General features: G+C 74.9%; 19 protein-coding genes. 11 read left to right on the top strand and 8 right to left on the bottom strand.

The window, feature by feature from the left end; translation table 11 throughout:
* Positions 1 to 217: 217 nt before the first annotated feature.
* The 8 genes from ABZ495_RS10610 to ABZ495_RS10645 all read left to right on the top strand — a co-directional run bounded on the left by ABZ495_RS10610 (position 218) and on the right by ABZ495_RS10645 (position 9,208).
* A complete protein-coding gene (locus tag ABZ495_RS10610) occupies positions 218 to 1,354 on the top strand; it encodes an ATP-binding cassette domain-containing protein (protein WP_329490477.1) in 1,137 nt (378 codons plus the stop codon).
* Positions 1,344 to 2,012, top strand: coding sequence for an ABC transporter permease (locus tag ABZ495_RS10615; RefSeq protein ID WP_352287272.1), 669 nt, complete (start codon positions 1,344 to 1,346; stop codon positions 2,010 to 2,012). The genes ABZ495_RS10610 and ABZ495_RS10615 overlap by 11 nt, the downstream gene beginning before the upstream one ends.
* A complete protein-coding gene (locus ABZ495_RS10620) occupies positions 2,009 to 2,704 on the top strand; it encodes an ABC transporter permease (RefSeq protein ID WP_329490475.1) in 696 nt (231 codons plus the stop codon). The genes ABZ495_RS10615 and ABZ495_RS10620 overlap by 4 nt, the downstream gene beginning before the upstream one ends.
* A gap of 68 nt (positions 2,705 to 2,772) precedes the next feature.
* Entirely contained in the window at positions 2,773 to 3,714 is a 942-nt protein-coding gene (locus ABZ495_RS10625) for an ABC transporter substrate-binding protein (protein ID WP_329490473.1), read from the top strand.
* A 195-nt stretch (positions 3,715 to 3,909) separates the two neighbouring features.
* The gene (locus tag ABZ495_RS10630; protein ID WP_329490472.1) at positions 3,910 to 4,515 is read left to right on the top strand and encodes a hypothetical protein; all 606 of its coding nucleotides are present in this window, start codon (positions 3,910 to 3,912) and stop codon (positions 4,513 to 4,515) included.
* Between the two features lie 247 nt (positions 4,516 to 4,762).
* The gene (locus ABZ495_RS10635) at positions 4,763 to 5,365 is read left to right on the top strand and encodes a hypothetical protein (RefSeq protein ID WP_359835327.1); all 603 of its coding nucleotides are present in this window, start codon (positions 4,763 to 4,765) and stop codon (positions 5,363 to 5,365) included.
* A 458-nt stretch (positions 5,366 to 5,823) separates the two neighbouring features.
* On the top strand, positions 5,824 to 7,878 hold the full coding sequence (locus tag ABZ495_RS10640; protein ID WP_359804221.1) for a glycosyl hydrolase family 18 protein: 2,055 nt from the start codon (positions 5,824 to 5,826) through the stop codon (positions 7,876 to 7,878).
* 145 nt (positions 7,879 to 8,023) lie between these two features.
* Positions 8,024 to 9,208, top strand: coding sequence for a hypothetical protein (locus ABZ495_RS10645; protein ID WP_359835329.1), 1,185 nt, complete (start codon positions 8,024 to 8,026; stop codon positions 9,206 to 9,208).
* Positions 9,209 to 9,252: 44 nt separating this feature from the next.
* Here the strand turns inward: ABZ495_RS10645 and ABZ495_RS10650 are convergent, their stop codons facing one another.
* From ABZ495_RS10650 to ABZ495_RS10670, 5 genes are all read right to left on the bottom strand, one after another.
* Positions 9,253 to 10,542, bottom strand: a complete 1,290-nt coding sequence (locus ABZ495_RS10650; protein WP_359835330.1) for a multidrug effflux MFS transporter — start codon at positions 10,540 to 10,542, stop codon at positions 9,253 to 9,255.
* Positions 10,543 to 10,673: 131 nt separating this feature from the next.
* Positions 10,674 to 11,156: a hypothetical protein gene (locus tag ABZ495_RS10655; protein ID WP_359835332.1), complete on the bottom strand. Its 483-nt coding sequence runs from the start codon at positions 11,154 to 11,156 to the stop codon at positions 10,674 to 10,676.
* A gap of 405 nt (positions 11,157 to 11,561) precedes the next feature.
* The gene (locus ABZ495_RS10660; RefSeq protein ID WP_359835333.1) at positions 11,562 to 12,368 is read right to left on the bottom strand and encodes an ATP-grasp domain-containing protein; all 807 of its coding nucleotides are present in this window, start codon (positions 12,366 to 12,368) and stop codon (positions 11,562 to 11,564) included.
* Positions 12,365 to 12,736, bottom strand: a complete 372-nt coding sequence (locus ABZ495_RS10665) for an ADP-ribosylation/crystallin J1 (RefSeq protein ID WP_329490464.1) — start codon at positions 12,734 to 12,736, stop codon at positions 12,365 to 12,367. Before ABZ495_RS10665 ends, ABZ495_RS10660 begins: the two co-directional genes overlap by 4 nt.
* Before the next feature lie 83 nt (positions 12,737 to 12,819).
* A complete protein-coding gene (locus ABZ495_RS10670; protein WP_352287304.1) occupies positions 12,820 to 13,998 on the bottom strand; it encodes an acyl-CoA dehydrogenase family protein in 1,179 nt (392 codons plus the stop codon).
* Positions 13,999 to 14,118: 120 nt separating this feature from the next.
* Here ABZ495_RS10670 and ABZ495_RS10675 point away from each other — a divergent pair, with 120 nt between their 5' ends.
* Together ABZ495_RS10675 and ABZ495_RS10680 are read left to right on the top strand one after the other, a co-directional pair.
* On the top strand, positions 14,119 to 14,655 hold the full coding sequence (locus tag ABZ495_RS10675) for a GNAT family N-acetyltransferase (protein ID WP_352287306.1): 537 nt from the start codon (positions 14,119 to 14,121) through the stop codon (positions 14,653 to 14,655).
* 94 nt (positions 14,656 to 14,749) lie between these two features.
* Positions 14,750 to 15,070, top strand: coding sequence for a hypothetical protein (locus ABZ495_RS10680; protein WP_359804215.1), 321 nt, complete (start codon positions 14,750 to 14,752; stop codon positions 15,068 to 15,070).
* A 23-nt stretch (positions 15,071 to 15,093) separates the two neighbouring features.
* On the opposite strand, the gene ABZ495_RS10685 is transcribed toward ABZ495_RS10680, so the two are convergent.
* Both ABZ495_RS10685 and ABZ495_RS10690 read right to left on the bottom strand, forming a co-directional pair.
* Positions 15,094 to 15,402, bottom strand: coding sequence for an AzlD domain-containing protein (locus ABZ495_RS10685; protein ID WP_329490460.1), 309 nt, complete (start codon positions 15,400 to 15,402; stop codon positions 15,094 to 15,096).
* Positions 15,402 to 16,148: an AzlC family ABC transporter permease gene (locus ABZ495_RS10690; RefSeq protein WP_359835336.1), complete on the bottom strand. Its 747-nt coding sequence runs from the start codon at positions 16,146 to 16,148 to the stop codon at positions 15,402 to 15,404. Before ABZ495_RS10690 ends, ABZ495_RS10685 begins: the two co-directional genes overlap by 1 nt.
* 69 nt (positions 16,149 to 16,217) lie before the next feature.
* On the opposite strand from ABZ495_RS10690, the gene ABZ495_RS10695 reads away from it, so the two are divergent.
* A complete protein-coding gene (locus ABZ495_RS10695; RefSeq protein WP_359835337.1) occupies positions 16,218 to 16,826 on the top strand; it encodes an XRE family transcriptional regulator in 609 nt (202 codons plus the stop codon).
* 32 nt (positions 16,827 to 16,858) lie between these two features.
* Here ABZ495_RS10695 and ABZ495_RS10700 read toward each other — a convergent pair whose 3' ends face one another.
* Positions 16,859 to 18,691: a cholesterol oxidase substrate-binding domain-containing protein gene (locus ABZ495_RS10700; protein ID WP_359804212.1), complete on the bottom strand. Its 1,833-nt coding sequence runs from the start codon at positions 18,689 to 18,691 to the stop codon at positions 16,859 to 16,861.
* Positions 18,692 to 18,755 lie beyond the last annotated feature (64 nt).

Below are 18,755 nucleotides of genomic sequence, written 5' to 3' on the forward strand. Positions count from 1 at the left end.
GGTAAATCACGGACAGGAGATGATTCAGGTCATAGTCTGATCGGAGTTTCCGCCGGTCCGACGCAGGGCAGCCACGCGGGCGGAAGAACGCCCGGGCAGTTGATCCGACGAAGGGCGGCCGCTTCACGGGCCGTCACTTGTCGACAAACCGCCACGACCGACAGACCGACACCATCGGCGCCACCACCGGGCGGCGCCGAGACAGAGGAAACTCCCCGTGATCAGATTCGACGGCGCCGGCAAGCGCCATCCCGACGGCACCATCGCCGTCGGGGGCCTGGACCTCGATGTGCCCACCGGCCGGACGACGGTGCTGGTCGGCCCGTCCGGCTGCGGCAAGACGACCCTGCTGCGCATGGTCAACCGGATGGTGGAGCCGACCTCGGGCCGGGTGCTCCTGGACGGCACGGACGTCGCCGAGCTGGAGCCGGCCAAGCTGCGCCGCGGCATCGGCTACGTGATCCAGCAGGCCGGCCTCTTCCCGCACCGCAAGGTGATCGACAACATCGCCACCGTCCCCTACCTGCTCGGCTGGGACAAGAAGCGGGCCCGGGCCCGGGCGGCCGAGCTGCTGGAGCTGGTCGGGCTCGCGCCCGAGACCGGCAAGCGGTACCCGTTCCAGCTCTCCGGCGGCCAGCAGCAGCGGGTCGGCGTGGCCCGGGCGCTGGCCGCCGATCCGCCGGTGCTGCTGATGGACGAGCCGTTCAGCGCCGTCGACCCGGTGGTGCGGGCCGGACTCCAGGACGAGCTGCTGCGGCTGCAGTCCGAACTGCACAAGACGGTCCTCTTCGTCACGCACGACATCGAGGAGGCCATCCGGCTCGGCGACCAGGTCGTGGTGCTGCGCGAGCAGGGCCGGATCGCCCAGCTCGCCGACCCGCACACGCTGCTCACCGCGCCCGCCGACGCCGAGGTCGCCGCCTTCCTCGGCCGTGACCGCGGGCTGCGCGGGCTCGGCCTGCGCCCGGCCACCGCCGTCACCGTCCGCCCGGTCGCCGACGGACTGCGCTACGGCCGGTGGGAGTTGACGCTGGACGACGAGCGCCGCCCGATCGGCTGGATCGACCGGGACGCCCCGGCCGCCGCGCTGCACCCCGTCGCCGGGTACCACCCGCAGGCGGACACCCTGCGCTCCGCGCTGGACGCCGCCGTCCTCTCCCCCGCCGGGGTCGCGGTCGCCCTGGACGCCGAGGGCCGGGCCACCGGCACGGCGAGCCGGGAGGCCGTCCTGACCGCCCTGGCGGCCGCGCCCGGTCCCAGGGCCGAGGAGATAGCGATGGCCAAGGCCTACGACACGCCCGGGGCGGGCGAGGTGGACGAGGACGCGACCGACGGAGCCACCGGTGGACGATGAACCGATCGTCCGGTGGTACTGGATCGGCGACCACCTCGGCTACCTGGGCGACCTGCTCGCCGACCACGCGGTGATCGCGCTGCTCCCGGTCCTGATCGGCCTGCTGCTGGCCGTCCCGCTCGGCCTGGCCTGCGCCCGCCACCCCCGGCTCTACCAGCCGCTGGCCGCCGTCTTCAACGTCGTCTACGCGCTGCCCTCGCTGGCGGTCTTCGTGGTGCTCATCCCCTACACCGGGCTGGCCACCCAGGCCACCGTGATGATCCCGCTGACCTTCTACGCGGTCGCCGTCCTGCTGCCCACCACCGTGGACGGCCTGCACGCCGTCCCCGACTCGGTCCGCCAGGCGGCCACCGCGATGGGCTACGGGCCGTGGCACCGGCTGACGGCCGTCGAACTGCCCGCCTCCGTGCCGTACCTGGTCGCCGGCCTGCGGGTCGCCGCGGTCTCCAGCATCTCGCTGGCGAGCGTCGGCGCCCTGGTCGGACGCGGCGGGCTGGGCTACCTCTTCATCGACGGCTTCCAGCGCACCTTCCCGACCCCGATCGTGGCCGGCATCGTGCTGATCGCCGCGCTGGCGCTGGCGGTGGACCTGCTCCTGGTCGGCGCCCGGCGGGTGCTCGCGCCCTGGGCCGTCCGGGAGAAGGGGGCCGGCCGATGAACTGGCTCTCCTGGCTGGGGGACTTCTTCTCCTCCCCGGACCGCCGCAGCGGCCCGGACTCGATCGTGCACCGCGTGACCGAGCACCTGGTGCTCTCCGGCGAGGCCCTGCTCCTCGCGGCCCTGCTGGCCGTGCCGCTCGGCCTGCTGATCGGCTACACCGGCCGCGGCGCCACCGCGGTCACCTCGCTGGCCGGCGCCGCCCGCGCGTTGCCGACGCTCGGCCTGGTGACGCTCGCGGTGCTGCTCGCCGGGGTCGGCGACACGGCCGTGCTGATCCCACTGGTCGCGCTCGCCGCGCCGCCGCTGCTGGTCGCCGCCGTGGAGGGGGTGCGCGGGACCGATCCGGACGTCCGGGACGCGGCGCGCGGCGTCGGGCTGACCCACCCGCAGGTGCTGCGGCAGGTCTGCCTGCCGTCCGCGCTGCCCACCCTGCTGGCCGGCTTCCGGACCGCGACCGTCCAGGTGGTCGCGACGGCCACGGTCGCCGCGTACGTCGGCCTCGGCGGGCTCGGCCGGTACGTGATGGACGGGCTGGCCACCAGGAACTACGCCGTGACGGTGGGCGGCGCGCTGCTCGTGGTGCTGCTCGCGGTCGGCGCCCAGCTGTTCTTCGCGCTGCTCGCCCGCTACGCGCTCCCGCCCGGGCTGCGCGCCCAGCGCCGCGCCCGCTCCTCGCGCGAGTCCCCCTGATCCCGCTCCGCAGGCTTGTCCCGCTCGTCCCACCGAGCATCTGCCGTCCCGAAAGGACACCAATCACCATGTCGACATCCGCACGCCGCCGAAGCGGCCGCCGGGCCCTGCTCCTCGGTACGGTCGCCGCGCTCGCCCTCGGCGCCACCGCCTGCTCCTCCTCCGGCGGCGACCCGCTCGGCGGCGGCGCCTCGGCCCCGGCCGGCGCGACGACCGGTGGCTCGGGCTCGACCGTGGTGGTCGGCTCGGCCAACTTCCCCGAGAACGTGCTCCTCGGCTCGATCTACTCGCAGGCGCTGAAGGCCAAGGGCGTCAAGGTCGAGGAGAAGTTCAACATCGGCAGCCGCGAGGTGCTCTACGGGCAGCTGCAGAACGGCAGCCTGACCGTGCTGCCCGAGTACAACGGCGCGCTGCTCTCCTACCTCGGCGGCAAGCCGGCCGCGACCAAGGACGAGGTCAACGCCGAACTGGCGAAGACGCTGCCCGCCTCGCTGGCCATCCTGGACTCCTCGCCCGCCGAGGACAACGACACCCTGAGCATCAGCCAGGAGAGCGCCGACAAGTACCAGCTGAAGAGCATCGAGGACCTGGCCGCCAAGGCGGGCGAGTTCACCATCGGCGGGCCGCCGGAGTTCAAGACCCGCCAGGAGCAGCCGCTCAAGGACGTCTACGGGCTGACCTTCAAGGAGTGGAAGCCGACCGGCGAGACCACCGCCAACGCGATCAAGGACGGCTCGATCCAGGTCGGCAACGTCTTCTCCACCGACCCGAAGATCGCCCAGCTGAAGCTGGTCCCGCTGACCGACCCGAAGCACCTGTTCGGCGCGCAGAACATCACCCCGCTGGTGAACAAGACGGCCGTCGACGCCCCCGCCGTCGCCGCGCTGAACGCCGTGTCGGCCAAGCTCAGCACCGACGGCCTGGCGACGCTGATGAAGAAGGTCGCGGTGGACAAGGAGGACCCGTCCGCCGTGGCCAAGGAGTGGCTGAAGGCCAACGGCCTGAGCTGAGCCGGGCGGCCGGACGGCCCGACCGGCAGTGACGGCGACCGGCGGACCGTACGCGCCGGGCCGACGGTACGAGCCGGCCGACCGTACGGCCGGTGACAGCACGCGGCGGCGGTCCGGGGGGCGACCCCCGGGCCGCCGCCGCTTCGCCGTCGGGGGATCTTCCCTTGAGCGGCGCGAACATGACAGTGTGGCGGAATGCGCACTCGTCTCCTCGCCGCCACCCTCACGGCGTTCGCCGCGGTGAGCCTGGCTGCCTGTTCGTCCGGCTCGGGTTCGGACGGATCCGCGGCCGGCTCCCCCACCACCCCGGCCGCCGCCACCGCGTCCGCACCGGGCACCCCCGCCCCCGGCGGTACCGCCGACCCCTCGGGCACCGGCGCGCCGGCCACCCCGACCGCACCCGGCGCGCCCGCCACGGGCAGCCCCGACGGGCCCGCGCCGGGATCGACCCCGCCCGCCACCCCCGACGCCCCCGACGCCCCCGCCACGTCGGCGCCGCCGAAGCCCGCGCCTCCGGCCGATGCCGGGCTGCCCGCCAAGCCGGGCTCGGCCGACGCCGCCAAGCTGGTCGCCGCGCTCGACGCGATCGACCCGGCGATCGTCGGCGGCAAGCCCGACGAGGCCGTCGACCGGGCCCGCAACCAGTGCCAGGCGATGTACCAGTTCCCCAAGGACCGGGCCAAGCTGGTCGAGCTGGTGAACCAGCGCTTCACCGCGCCCGACCACCCGCAGGGCTTCGGCGCCGAGAAGGCCGAGAAGATCATCGACGCCCTGCGCGCCACCCTCTGCCCGCCGGCCTGACGGTCCCGCACCACGGGCGGACCGCCCCGAGCCGCCCGGTGTCCTGAGCACCGGGCCCGCCGTGGCCGCGCGCAACGACCGGCGCGCGGCCACGGCACCAAGGCGGCGTGGCACCGTCCGGATCGCCCGCCGTGCGGCGGCGATTCCCGAACTGCCGTACGGGGTAGCGGTGCGAAGGTGTACGGTCGCTACCAGGTGAGCCGGGAAGACTGGTCGGCATGATGCCGACGCCTGCCCGAGGAGCACCGTGGCCACCGAGCCGAACGCCGCCGCCCCGCCACCCGCCGCCGCGACCACCGCGTCCGCCGCGTCCGCCGCCGCCGGGCGCGCCGAGCCCGCCGCGGACCGCCTCGGCCCGCTGGTCCGGGTCGACGGCCGCTGGATCCTGGGCGACCACCGGCAGCGGGCCCACCTCACCTTCGAGCCCGAGGGCCTGGTGCACCGCGTCGTGGGCCGGGAGCCGCACCCGGTGGCCTGGGACCGGCTGATGGAGCTGGGCGTGGCGGTCACCGCCGACCGGTTCTCCAGCTCCAGGGTCGGCGGCCTGCTGAGCAGGACCCCGGGCATCACCACCCACGGCTCCTGCCTGCGGGCCATGGTCCGGCATCCCTACGACATGTGGTCGGCCGGGTTCAGCCACCACCGCGCGTTCTACCCCTCCCGCGAGATCGTGCTCCTGCAGTCGCTGCTCGGCCTCGTCGTCGACCGGAAGCGGGCCGAGCTGCTGGGTGACGACGCCTGGCTGACCACCGCCATCCGCGGGCTGGCGGCGCACCGCCCCGCCGTCCGGTGGCGCCGGCCGGACGGGGTCGCCGAGCTCGTCGACGAGCTGCTCGCACAGGCCTCCTGAGACGCTCCCGGCCCCGGCGGCGGCCCTCCCGCCGAGCCGCGCCCCTGGGGCCGGTGGGGCTCCGGCGGCGCCGCCCGCGCGGACCTGACGGTGCGTCCGGTGACCGCCCGACCCGTCCGCCGACGAACAGTTAGGACTCTTGACAGACGAGTGGTCTAGTCCAACCATAAGCATGTCGATCCGACCGGGATGCACTGTGGGGGTGTGACCACCGGCGGCTGAGGCATTGCCCTGCCCTGCTCCGCTCCACCCCCGACCCGCACGGCGCACGCCTGCCCACACACTGTCGTCCGCCCGTCCGGGTGGCACGGGGGCTCCGTACGCCCACCCGCCGCACGCCCCCACCACATTCCGCAGCATCCGCTCCGCAGCAATGCCAGCTGCGCGGTCCCACGGTTTCGCCGCGCAGCCCCGCTCTTCACCAACGTCTCGCCCCACCAAGTCTGTTGGAGAATTCCATGCGTCTACGCAGAACACTCCAGGCCGCCCTGACGGCCTGTGTCACACTGGCCGCGTCGGCCGGCCTGGTCGCCGTCGGGACGGCCTCGGCCGAAGCCGCCACCCCGCTGCCGACCCGGGTCTTCGCCCCGTACTTCGAGGCCTGGACGGGCGAGAGCCCGGCCGCGCTCGCCGCCCAGTCCGGTGCCAAGCACCTGACGATGGCGTTCCTCCAGGCCGCCACCAAGGGCTCCTGCACGCCGTACTGGAACGGCGACAGCTCGATGCCGGTCTCGCAGGCCACCTTCGGCGCGGACATCGCCACCATCCGGGCCAACGGCGGTGACGTGATCCCGTCGTTCGGCGGCTACACCGCCGACAACACCGGTACCGAACTGGCCGACAGCTGCACGGATGTCAACCAGATCGCGGCCGCCTTCGAGAACGTCATCACCACGTACGACATCAGCCGGATCGACCTGGACATCGAGGACAACTCGCTGACCAACACCGCGGGCATCGACCGCCGCAACAAGGCGATCAAGCTGGTGCAGGACTGGGCCGCCGCCAACGGCCGCTCGATCCAGTTCTCCTACACGCTGCCGACGACGACCAGCGGACTCGCCTCCAGCGGCCTCGCGGTGCTGAAGAACGCCGTCACGAACAACGCCCGGATCGACGTCGTCAACCTGATGACCTTCGACTACTACGACAACGCCGCGCACGACATGGCCGCCGACACCCAGACCGCGGCGACCGGCCTCTACAACCAGCTGGCCAAGCTCTACCCGACCAGGACCCCGGCGCAGCTGTGGGGTTCCATCGGCGTCACCGAGATGGTCGGCATCGACGACTTCGGCCCGGCGGAGACCTTCACCGTCGCCAACGCGACCGCGGTGTACAACTGGGCGGTCTCGAAGGGCATCAACACGCTGTCGTTCTGGGCCCTCCAGCGCGACAACGGCGGCTGCCCGGGCACCGGCGGGCGGGACGACTGCTCCGGGATCAGCCAGGGCAAGTGGGACTTCAGCCACATCTTCTCCCAGTACACCAGCAGCACCCCGGTGGGTAACGACTTCTCGGTCGCGGTGAACCCGAACTCCGGCACCGTGGCGGCCGGTTCCGCCACCAGCGCGACGATCTCCACCGCCGTGACGGCCGGCTCCGCCCAGAGCGTCAACCTCACCGTCACCGGCGCCCCAGCCGGCGTCACCGCCACCGTCACCCCCGGCAGCGTCACCGCCGGCGGCACCGCCACCCTGAACATCACCACCACCGCCGCGACCGCCGCCGGGACCTACCCGCTGACGATCACCGGCAACGCCACCTCCGGCAGCCACACCAGCAGTTACTCGCTGAAGGTGACGAGCACCCAGCCCGGCAACGACTTCTCGGTCGCGGTGAACCCGAACTCCGGCACCGTGGCGGCCGGTTCCGCCACCAGCGCGACCGTCTCCACCGCCGTGACGGCCGGCTCCGCCCAGAGCGTCAACCTCACCGTCACCGGCGCCCCGGCCGGCGTCACCGCCACCGTCACCCCCGGCAGCGTCACCGCCGGCGGCACCGCCACCCTGAACATCACCACCACCGCCGCGACCGCCGCCGGGACCTACCCGCTGACGATCACCGGCAACGCCACCTCCGGCAGCCACACCAGCACCTACAACCTCACCGTCACCGGGGTCACCCCGCCCGGCGGCCTGGTGAACGGCGGCCTGGAGACGGGCAGCCTCGCCCCGTGGACCTGCCAGAGCGGCGGCGCGGTGGTCGCCACCCCGGCCCACTCGGGCGCCCACGCCCTGCAGGCCGCGGCCACCGCCGGCCAGACCGGCCAGTGCCAGCAGACCGTGACGCTGTCGCCCAACACCTCGTACACACTGAGCGGTTGGGTCCAGGGCAGCTACGCCTACCTCGGCGTGAGCGGCGGCGCCACCGCCAGCACCTGGACGAACGCCTCCGGCTGGACCAAGCTGACCGTCCCGTTCACCACCGGCGCCTCCGGCACCGTGACGGTGTACCTGCACGGCTGGTACGGCCAGGGCAACGTCTTCGGCGACGACTTCGCCATCGCCTGATCCCGCCCGCGACACCCCACCGTCCCGTCGGGGGCGGCGCGACCTCCCGTCGCGCCGCCCCCGGCGGGCGTCCGTTCCACGAGCAGGACACGGCCGTCCCTCCGCCCACTCCCGGCCCATCAGTCATGTCATAGGATCACCGACCATGACGGACGGGGTGGGGACGACGGACAGCACGCGAACACCCGGCGGGGCTTCCCTCCCGCCACCGGCCGGAGCACCCGCCGACCCACCGCAGGCCGATCCGGCGCAGGCCGGCCCGCCCCGGACCGATCCCTCGCAGGCCGGGCCGACCGCCCGGGCGCCGTACGCCGGTGGCTCGCCGTACCTCGCCGGCCCCGCCGCCCCGCGGCAGCCCGACTGGGCGGCCATGGCCGAACAGCACGAGGAGGAGATCCGGCACCGGAAGCGGCTGCGGGTGATCGGTGCCAGCGTGCTCGCGACCGCCCTGATCGGCGGGATGACGGCGACGGCGATCACGGTCTCCGGCAGCTCCCGGAACGACCACCCGAGCGGCACCGCCACGCTCCGGCCCGGCCCCACCGCCGACCCGACCGGCGCGGACACGGGCCTCACCACCGGGGCGGCACCGACCGCGACGGCCACCGCGCCGACCGGCGCGCCCGGCCCCACCGGCACCGCCTCCGGGAGCCCGACCCCCTCGCCCGGCAAGTCCGGCGGTAGGCCGAGCGGTACCGCCACCCCCGGCAAGCCCGGGGCGGGCGCCACCCAGGGCGCTCCCCCGCCCGCCGCGCCCCCGGCCGTGCCCCCCGCCGGTGCGCCCGCACCGGCGAGCAGCGCACCGCGCGACCCGCTGACGGTCATCTCCGAGGCCGCGACGGACACCGCCCCGCTCGACCCGGGCACCCTGTTCGCCGCCCCGAGCCTCACCGTGGGCGGGCGCACCTGGAACCGGATCGCCACCAGCAGCACGGACACCTGCTGGCAGGCCACCACCGGCGGCCTCGGCGACGTGGCGAGCGGTCAGTCCTGCCGCAAGCTGCTCCGCGCGACGTACACCTCCGGCGACAGCGCGGTCACCGTCGGGGTCGCCGTCTTCGACCACAAGCCACAGGCGGACGCCGTCGGCCAGGCCCACAAGGGCCAGATCCAGGGGCTGACCACACCCGCCGGCATCGCCTGGTGCGTGACCACGGGCTGCGCCAACACCCACACCACGATCGGCCGTTACGGCTACTACACCGTCTCCGGCACCTACCGCCCCGGCGGCACCACCCAGGACGCCGCCGCGACCGCGGCCGGCCCCGAGCTGGCCGCCTACGCCCGCACCCGCCTGCTCGCCCGCGGCCAGGCCGCCGTCGGCGTCTGACCCGACGGAGCGGCGGGCCGGCGGCGGCGTCCCACGCACCCCCGCTATCCGGCCACCGCCGGGCGGCGGGGGCGGCAGAGCGCGAGGTAGGCGATGGCGGAGAGGGCGGCGCAGCCGAGGACGACCGCCGCCAGGAGCACCGCCGACGGCGTGCCGCCGAGGCTGCTGAGCGGCGCGACCAGCGCGCCGCAGAGAAACGTGCCGGTCCCGATGAGGGCGGAGGCCGAGCCGGCGGACTGCGGGGGGACCAGGCTGAGCGCCTGGGCGGCCGAGTTCGGGAGGATCACGCCGAGGCTGCCCATCAGGACGAAGAGCGCCGGGCAGATCCCGGCCAGGCCGAGGTCCCAGACCGCGGTGAGCAGGACGAGCGCCACCCCCGCGGCGACCGCCGTGCCGAGGCCGGCCAGCATCAGCGCGCCGGGGGTGAACCGGCGGGCGAGCACCCGCCCGTTCAGCTGGGTGACGCCCACGATGGCGAGCGAGTTGAGGCCGAACAGCAGGCTGTAGGTCTGCGGCGAGACGTGGTACACGTGCTGGAGCACCACCGAGGAGCCGCTGATGTAGCCGAACAGCGAGCCGAAGGCGAAGGTGCTGGTCAGGACGAGGCCCAGGAAGGGCAGGTTCCGCAGCAGCCCCTTCATGGTGCGCAGCGTGGCCACCAGCCCGCCGCCGTGCCGGTCGGCGGGCGGCAGGGTCTCGCGCAGGGCCGCGAAGGCGATCAGGGTGAGCAGCAGGCCGAGTGCGGTGAGGGCGCCGAAGGTGCCGCGCCAGGAGGTGACGCGGAGCAGCTGGGCGCCGACGACCGGGGCGAGGATCGGGGCGAGGCCGGATATCAGGCTGATCGAGGCGAGGAAGCGGAGCATCGCGACGCCCTCGAAGCGGTCCCGGGCGACGGCGCGGCCGATGACCAGGCCGGCCGCACCGGCCGCGCCCTGCACGAAGCGGGCCGCGATCAGCACCGGCAGGGTGGGCGCGAGCACGCACAGCACGCTGGCCAGGGTGTAGACCACCAGGCCGACGAGCAGCGGCGGGCGGCGGCCGAAGCGGTCGCTGAGCGGTCCGAAGATCAGCTGGCCGGCGGCGACCCCGAACATCGAGAAGGTCAGGGTGAGCTGGACGGCGGCCGGCTCGGCGGCGAAGTCGTCGGCGATCGCCGGCAGGCCGGGCAGGTAGAGGTCGGTGGTGAGCGGGCCGAGGGCGACCAGACCGCCGAGCACGGCGACGGTGCCGCGCCCCGGGGCGGCGGCGGTCCGGCCGGCCCCGGTGGCCCGGGCCGCGGGCGCGGTCGACGTCTCGCCGGTGGGGCCGGCGGGACCGACGGTCGAACCAGGCATGGGGCTCCTCGGGGGCGGGCGCTGGACTGTCCTCGCTCCGTCCTACCCCAGCGGCCCGGCGGGGCGACACCCGGGGTGGGCCGCGCGGCCCACTCCCGCCCCCGGTGCCCGTCCGCCCGGTGCCCGGCTCCTCAGTGCTTGGCGGCCGACTGCGCGCGCAGGGCGGCCTGCACGGCGGCCCCGTCCTGCCAGGCGTAGAGCTGGTTGCCGGTCAGGGTGACGTTGTACTGCCCGCACGAGCCGGTGATCTTCGAGGAGACGCCCTGCGGGAACCAGCCGGCCTTCAGCGCGGCCGGCACCGGGTGGACGGCCCTGCCCGGCTGGGCGGTGACGCAGCCGGCCGGCAGCCGCCCGTCGGGCAGGGTGGCGCGCAGCAGGCGGTCGTCGCCGGTGGTCGACATCAGGTACTGGACGGTGGAGGCGTTGTCGGGCAGCCAGGACGGTACCGACTGCCGGTCGGCCTTGGCCGCGCTGCCGGTGCTGTAGCTGGCCTGCTCCTGGTGGCGGCCGTCGTACCAGTCGGAGACCCGCGGGCCGACCGCCACGGTGGCGACGGCGACGGCCATGCCCGTGCCTGCGACTCCGAGCGCGACCTTGCTCACGATGCCGTTCATGCCCGCCCTGCCCTCTCCCTGTTCGGTCCCGTACCCGGTGCCCGGCGCTCCGCGTCGGTGCCCGGTCCATCGGGGTGTCTCCATCCTGACCCGCCGTGGGCTGCCGTGGCGTCACCACCAGGTCGCGACCGTCCCTCCGACCTTGGGGGTACCGTCTCCACCTTCAGGGGTATACGCGGCGCCGCCGTCTCGGGGTTCACCCCCGACAGGCCGGGGCGGGCGGGCCGTTCAGGGGCCGCCGGGGGGCGGCTCCCCGCCGGCGCGGGCACGGCGACCGGGAACGGCGGGCCGTCCGGAGTCCAGTGCGGGTCGATCGGCCGGCCGAGGGAGGCGTACACCTGGGCGGCGACGTCCGGGGGCCGGATCTCCCCGGTGGGCGGGGCGGCGGGGAGCGGACCGCGGGCCTCAGTCCGGCCCGGCGCCCGCCCGGACGAACCGCCGGTCGGCGGGCCGCAGCGCCGCGACCGGTCCGGCCGCCCGCAGCACCACGTCCAGCATCCGGGCCGGGTCGGCCGTGTAGGAGTGCGCGAACCACGGCATGTTCGCCTCGACGACGGCCCAGCGCTCGGCCGGGTCGTACGGGTCGAGCAGCGGGCCGACGTCCAGCGCCACCGCGCTGGGCAGGCCGTCCCCGGCCACGGACAGCAGGCGGTGGGCGAAGCCAACGGCGTCCTCGGACACCGGCCCCGGGTCCAGCCGGCCGAAGCGGGCGTAGCGGCTGCCGGCGACCACCTCGCCGTCCAGGACGAAGAGCCGGTACTCGGACCCGAACGTCACCGGGTCGCTGACCAGGACGGGCGTGTCCGGTCCGATCCGCTCGCCGTGCCGGGGCAGCCGGGAGCTGTCGGCGTAGACGGCCGGCGGGAGGGACTTGTCGGCGGGCGGCTTCACGAAGGCCGGGCCGCGCAGCGTCCAGGCCTCGGCGAGGGTGGTCAGCTCGATCCGCCGGCCGGTGAACTCCTCGGGCAGCCGGGCCAGCCAGTCGTCCGCCGGTTCCAGCAGGGCGAGGCCGAGCCGGTCGGCGATCCGGGCGCCGGCGAGCGGACCGCCGAACCAGTGGACCGGACACCCGGCGAGCCGGTCGAGGACGTCGGGACCGGTGAGCCGGACGGTCGGCAGGCCGCGCGCGGCGGCGGCCTCGGCGAGCAGGACGGTCGTCCCGGTCTGCCGGGCCGGGGTGAGCAGCACGGGCGCGCCCGGTACGGCCGTCACGGCCGCGGCCGGAACTCGTGGACGACCTCGATGCGGCCGACGATGTGCCGGTTGAACTCCGCCAGCTCGTCGGCGGGCACCCAGAGTTCGAGGATGGTCCGGCCGCCGGCCTGCCGGACGGGGTAGCGGGCCAGGAAGGCGGTGTCGACCTCGAAGCGGGTGACGTAGCCGACGCCGGACGCGGGCACGTTCCAGTCCCGGGCGATCCGGATCGCGTAGTCCTCGTTCAGCACCGGGTAGAAGATCGGCTGGTCCGGCAGCCGGGGCGGCCAGGCCCGCCGGTCCGCCGCCTCGACCAGGGCCAGCTCCTCGGGCCCGGTGGGCCGCCAGAGGGTGGTGGTCGCGGGGGTGCGGGTCGGTCCGTTCATGGGAGCCGACGGTAGCCGGGCCGCCGCCGGCCCGGCCACCGGATTCCGGGCGGCGGGCCGGGGCGGCGGCCCCTGGGCGGCCGTCAGCGGTACGCCGACTCCCCGGTGATGGCCTCGCCGAGGACCAGGGTGTGGATCTCGCTCGTCCCCTCGTAGGTGAGCACCGACTCCAGGTTGTTGGCGTGCCGCAGCACCGGGTACTCGGTGGTGATGCCGTTGGCGCCGAGGACCGTCCGGGCGCTGCGGGCGATCTCCAGCGCGGCGCGCACGTTGTTGAGCTTGCCGAAGCTGATGTGCGCCGGGCGGGCGGCCCCCTCGTCCTTGAGCCGACCGATCCGCAGGGCGACCAGGTACGCCTTCTCCACCTCCAGCATCATCTCGACCAGCTTCTGCTGGGTGAGCTGGAAGCCGGCGATCGGGCGCTCGAACTGCACCCGGCTCCCGGCGTAGTCGAGGGCGGTGGTGTAGCAGTCGCGGGCGGCGCCGACGGTGCCCCACAGGATCCCGTAGCGGGCCTCGCCCAGCGAGGAGAGCGGCCCGCGCAGTCCGGTGACGCCGGGCAGCACGGCGTCGGCGGGCAGCACGACCTCGTCGAAGACCAGCTCGCTGGTGACGGAGGCGCGCAGCGACAGCTTGCCGTGCACGTCGGTGGCGGTGAACCCGGGGGTGCCGGGCTCGACCAGGAAGCCCCGGACGCCGTCCTCGGTCTGCGCCCAGACCACCGCGACGTCCGAGACGCTGCCGTTGGTGATCCACATCTTGGAGCCGGAGAGCACCCAGTCGCCGCCCCTGCGGCGGGCCCGGGTGCGCATGTTGGCCGGGTCGGAGCCGAAGTCCGGTTCGGTGAGGCCGAAGCAGCCGATGAGTTCGCCGGCGGCCATGCCCGGCAGCCAGCGCCGCTTCTGCTCCTCGGAGCCGTAGGCGTGGATCGAGCGCATCGCGAGCGACCCCTGGACGGAGACGAAGCTGCGCAGGCCGGAGTCGGCGGCCTCCAGCTCCATGCAGGCGACCCCGTAGGCGACGGCCGTGGAGCCGGTGCAGCCGTAGCCGTCGAGGTGCATGCCGAGCACGCCGAGGGCGCCCAGTTCGGGGGCGAGTTCGCGGGCCGGGAAGACCCCGCGCTCGAACCAGTCGCCGATGTGCGGGCGGATCCGCTCGTCGGCGAACTTCCGCACGGTGTCGCGGATCAGCCGCTCCTCGTCGGTCAGCAGGTCACCGACGGCGAGCAGGTCGGCCGGGTCGATCCGGGTCGGCTTCGCCATGGCAGCTCCTTGTAGTCTCGGCGGGCACCGGGCCGGGCCGGAAGAGGGGTGTCGGCCGCGGCGGGTACCGGCGAGTATTCCGTACGGAGCGGGCCTCCGGACGAGGGCGAGGGAGTGAGCATGTACACAATTGAACGGCTGACGGCGGACGCGCTGCTCGACTCGGCGGAGCAGCTGGCCGCGCTGCTGGCGGACACCGTCGCGGACGGCTCCTCGCTGGGCTTCCTCGCTCCGCTCGACCCCGCCGAGGCGACCGCCTGGTGGCGGGCGCTGGCTCCCGAGGTCGAGGCCGGGCGACTGCTGCTCTGGGTGGCCCGCGCCGACGCGGACGGCCGGATCGCCGGGACGGTCCAGCTGCGGCCGGCCGTCACCGCCAACGGCCGGCACCGCGGCGAGGTCGCCAAGTTGATGGTCCGCCGGGCGGACCGGGGGCAGCGGCTGGCCGGGCGGCTGCTGGCGGCGCTGGAGGCGGCGGGCACCGGGCACGGTTTGCGGCTGCTGGTGCTGGACACCGAGACGGGCAGCCCCGCCGAGCGGATGTACGGGGCGGCGGGCTGGACCAGGGTGGGGACCATTCCCGGCTACGCGACCGACCCGGCGGGTGAACTCCATCCGACCACCGTCTTCTTCAAGGCCCTCCCGGCCGCCGCCACCTGACGGGTCCTCCCCGTCCGGCGGACTCCTCCCGACCGCCACCCCCTAGGATGATCGTTTCAGCGGGGCGGACGGGAATCCGAACGAGGGGTGGGGCATGACGCGCTGGGCACTGGTCGTCCAGGAGACCGAAGGGGTCGGCAACGACCGGATCTGGGGCACCAAGGTGCTGGCCGAGATCGAGGGCAGCCGCGAGGAGGCGCTCGCCGAACTCCGGCGGCTCGTCCCGTCGTACACCCCGCAGCACCCGTTCAACAGCCGCCGGCGCACCCTGCTCCGGGACGGTGACACCTATCTGCTGATCTCCCAGGGCAGCATGCGGGACTACCACTGCGTGTTCCGGGTGTGGGAGCTGCTCTGGGACAGCGAGCGGCCCGAGATCCAGCAGGAGCGCCTGGGCAACGCCGCGCAGGGCTGAGCCGGCCGGTCCGGACGCCCGTCTCAGGCGACTCCGCAGAGCCGCAGCAGCGCGGTGGTCGCGGCCCCCGCCACCACGACGAGCGGGAACGGCGCACGGCGCAGCGCGAGCAGCCCGGCCACCAGGACGCCGGACGGCCGGGCCCAGCCGGCGAAGCCGTGGCCCTGGGTGAGGGCGCCGGTGGCGACCAGCGCGACCAGCAGGACGGCGGCGGCCACCGCGAGCAGGTGGCGCAGCCGGTCGGAGAGGGTGAAGCGGTCGCCGAGGGCCGGGCCGGCGAGGCGGAACGCATAGGTGCCGGCGGCGAGCAGGAGGACGGCGAGCAGTGGCATCAGTGGACTCCCTCGGCGGCGGGTGCGGGGCGCGGCGCGGCGGGGCCCTGGGCAGTCGGCTCCGGAGCGTTCGGCCGGCCGGACCGCGGCCCGGCGAACAGCAGGCCGAGCAGGGCCAGCAGCACGGGCAGGCCGGCCGGCAGGTACGGGGTGGCGGCGACCGCGACCACGGCTCCGGCCAGCGCGGCGGCCCGGGTCCGCCGGTCGGTGAGCGAGGGCAGCACCAGGGCGAGCAGGACGGCCGGGAAGGCGGCGTCGAGGCCGAGGGCGTCGGTGTCGCCGATGAGGCCGCCGGCCAGCGCGCCGACCACCACGGAGGCGTTCCAGACCACGAACAGCGCCACGCCGCAGACCCAGAACGCGGCGCGGCGCCGGCGCCGGTCGGACTGGAGCAGGGCGAAGGCGGCCGACTCGTCGGTGAGCAGTTGGGCGCCGAGCAGCCGCCGCCACCACGGGCCGTCGAGCACGTCGGAGACGGTGAAGCCGAAGGGCAGCAGTCGGGCGTTGAGCACCAGGCCGGTGGCGACGGCGGCGAGCGCGCCGCCGCCGGAGAGCACGACGCCGACGGCGGCGAACTGGGCACCGCCGGCGAAGACGAACACCGACATGGCGATCGGCAGCCAGAGCGGCAGGCCACCGGAGACACTGATGGCACCGAAGGAGGCGCCGACCAGGGCGTCGGCGACGCAAACCAGGGCGATGTCCCGCAGCGTGGCACGGTCGAGTGTTCGGAGGAGCGAACGCATGTCCAGTAGAGTGAACCCGAAAGCTGTCGTTCGTCAAGGCGAACGCCCGTACGTGTGGAGCGAACGCCGATGAGTGCGAACACCGGGGCCCGCGGCGCGGGCGACGGAGTCGGGGGGCCGGGCGCGGCCGGCTCGGAGCTGATCGGGCTGATCGCCGCGTCCATCCGGCGCGAACGCGAGCGGGCCGGTCTCTCCATGGCCGAGCTGGCCCGCCGGGCCGGGATCGCCAAGTCGACGCTCTCCCAGCTGGAGTCGGCCGCGGGCAATCCGAGCGTGGAGACGCTCTGGGCGCTCGGCGTCGCGCTGGACGTGCCGTTCAGCCGGCTGGTCGACCCGCCGCGACCGGTGGTGCGGGTGATCCGGGCCGGCGAAGGGCCGGTCACCCACTCCGAGCGGGCCGACTACGCCGCCACCCTGCTGGCCTCCTGCCCGCCCAACGCCCGCCGGGACGTCTACCGGATCGAGGCGCAGCCGGGCGAGGCCCGGGCCTCCGACCCGCACATGCCCGGCACGGTGGAGCACGTGGTGCTCAGCGCCGGGCGGGCCCTGGTCGGCCCGCCGGCGGAGCCGGTCGAACTCCACCCGGGCGACTACGTCAGCTACCCCGGGGACGCCCCGCACATCTTCCGCGCCCTCGCGCCGGACACCGTCGCGGTCATGGTCATGGAGCACGTGTAGGACCCGGCCGGCGGAGAACCGGGGCCCAGGCGTCAGACCGTCAGCAGGGTGTCCAGGAAGGCGTTCCCGAAGACCCGGTGCGGGTCGTGGCGGTCCAGTACGGCGACCGCCTCGTCCCAGCCGGGGCCGCCGCCGTCGCGCAGGCTGGCCGGGACGACCCGGCCGAGCACGTCCGGGTCGGCCCAGGCGGCGTCCTCGGTGTACGCCCAGCCCTTGGACCACTCGACCCGCAGACCGGCCCGGGTGCCGTCGAAGGTCCGGAGCAGGAACCGTTCGAGGTCGCGGGCGAAGCGGTGCAGGCCGGGGGTGCCGGGGAGGCTGAGGACGTCCAGCCAGACGGCGGTGTCCCAGTCGGGGCGGTCGGGGCGCGGGCGCAGGGCGGAGAGCAGCGGCGGCCGGGCGCCGGGGACGCCGCTGGCGGCCGGGTCGTCCAGGCCGGTGACCCGGATCTCCACCGCGCCGTTGACCGGGAACTCCCCGCGCGCCTGGTACTCGGCGAGCAACTGCCGGTAGTAGGCGGCGAACTCGGACACCACCCACTGGAGGTCGGCCCGCCGGGCGAGCACGGCGTAGCCGTTGGCGGTGACCCGCAGGGTGGTCGGGCGGACGTACTGCAGCAGGGTGCGGGAGGGGCCCCAGAGGTCGGAGCGCAGGCCGCCGGCGAGCAGGTGGGTGAGGAGTTCGCCGGAGAGCAGCTCGCGGAGCACGCCACCGGAGAGCAGCACGTCGGTGAGGTCCCCGGTGAGGGCGACCTTGGCGACCAGGTACTGGAGTTGGCCGAAGAGCGGGGCCGACCCCCAGGCGCCGGCGACGAGTTGGCCGGCGAGGCGGGCGACCGGCTCCGGGATGCTGTCGGAGAACGGGTAGTTGTAGGGCTCGTCGACGGTGCGGGAGCCGAGCGGGCGCTGCGGCGCGACGCTCCAGGTCTTCAGCCAGGGGCGCTCGGTGCAGGCGAACCAGATCACCTCGGCGCGCCCCTCGCGGTCGACGAAGTCGGCGAGGGTGCGCGGGCGGCCGAGGATGCCGCCCGGGGTGCCCGGGCGGGCGAACAGCTCGGTCGCCGGGATGTCCAGCCGGCTGACGCAGCGCAGCGGCACGTCCGGGCCGGCCCGGAGCACCACCTCGGTGACGAAGGCCCGGCCCAGGTGGACCAGGAACGCGGCGCTGTCGGCCTCGGAGCGCTCGAAGGTGCGCAGCGCGTAGCGGTCGGTGGCCGGGTCGTGGACGACGGCGGTGAGCCGGACGACCTGGTTGCTGACCGAGCCGTACCCGTGGCCGTCCGGGCGGAGCTCGCCGACGGCCGGGACGGCGGTGCCGTGACCGCCGATGGCGAGCACGCCGCCGACGGTGAGTTCGCCGGGCGCGGGGCAGTTGGCGACCCCGAGGCCGCGGCCGGCCAGGTGGGCGAGCAGGCTCTCCATGGTGGCGCCGGTCTGCGCCCGGACGGTGGTCGGCGAGTCGGCGGTGAGCGCGGTGAGGTGGCGGGTGGTGTCCAGCAGCAGGACGCGGGCGGAGCCGGGGGTGTCGTCGGCGACGGTGAGCGGCGCCCAGGTGTGCCGGTAGCCCTGGGCGCGCAGCCGCCAGCCGTGGGCGCGTGCCCAGTCGGCGAGCGGCGGGACCTCCTCGGGGGTCCGCGGGGCACAGGTCCAGAGCTGGTCGGTGCGGACCTCGCCGGACCAGTTCTGGTAGACCCGCTGGTACAGCTCGGTGCCGACGGGCAGTTCGGGCGGCACCGGGACGGCGGCCCGCGCGCTGTCCGGCCCGATCGTGCCGCGCAGCAGCCAGCCGACCGTGCCGAGGGCCGCCGAGGCGCCGAGCAGCTCCCGCCTGCTCAGCCCGTCCCGGTCGCGCCGTGTTGCCGCCATGTCCGCCCCCTGCTCGGTGATCGTCTCCCCCGGTGCCTGCACGGGCGTGTGAAGCCGGTGCGTG

Source organism: Kitasatospora sp. NPDC005748 (assembly GCF_040630735.1).
GTDB lineage: Bacteria > Actinomycetota > Actinomycetes > Streptomycetales > Streptomycetaceae > Kitasatospora.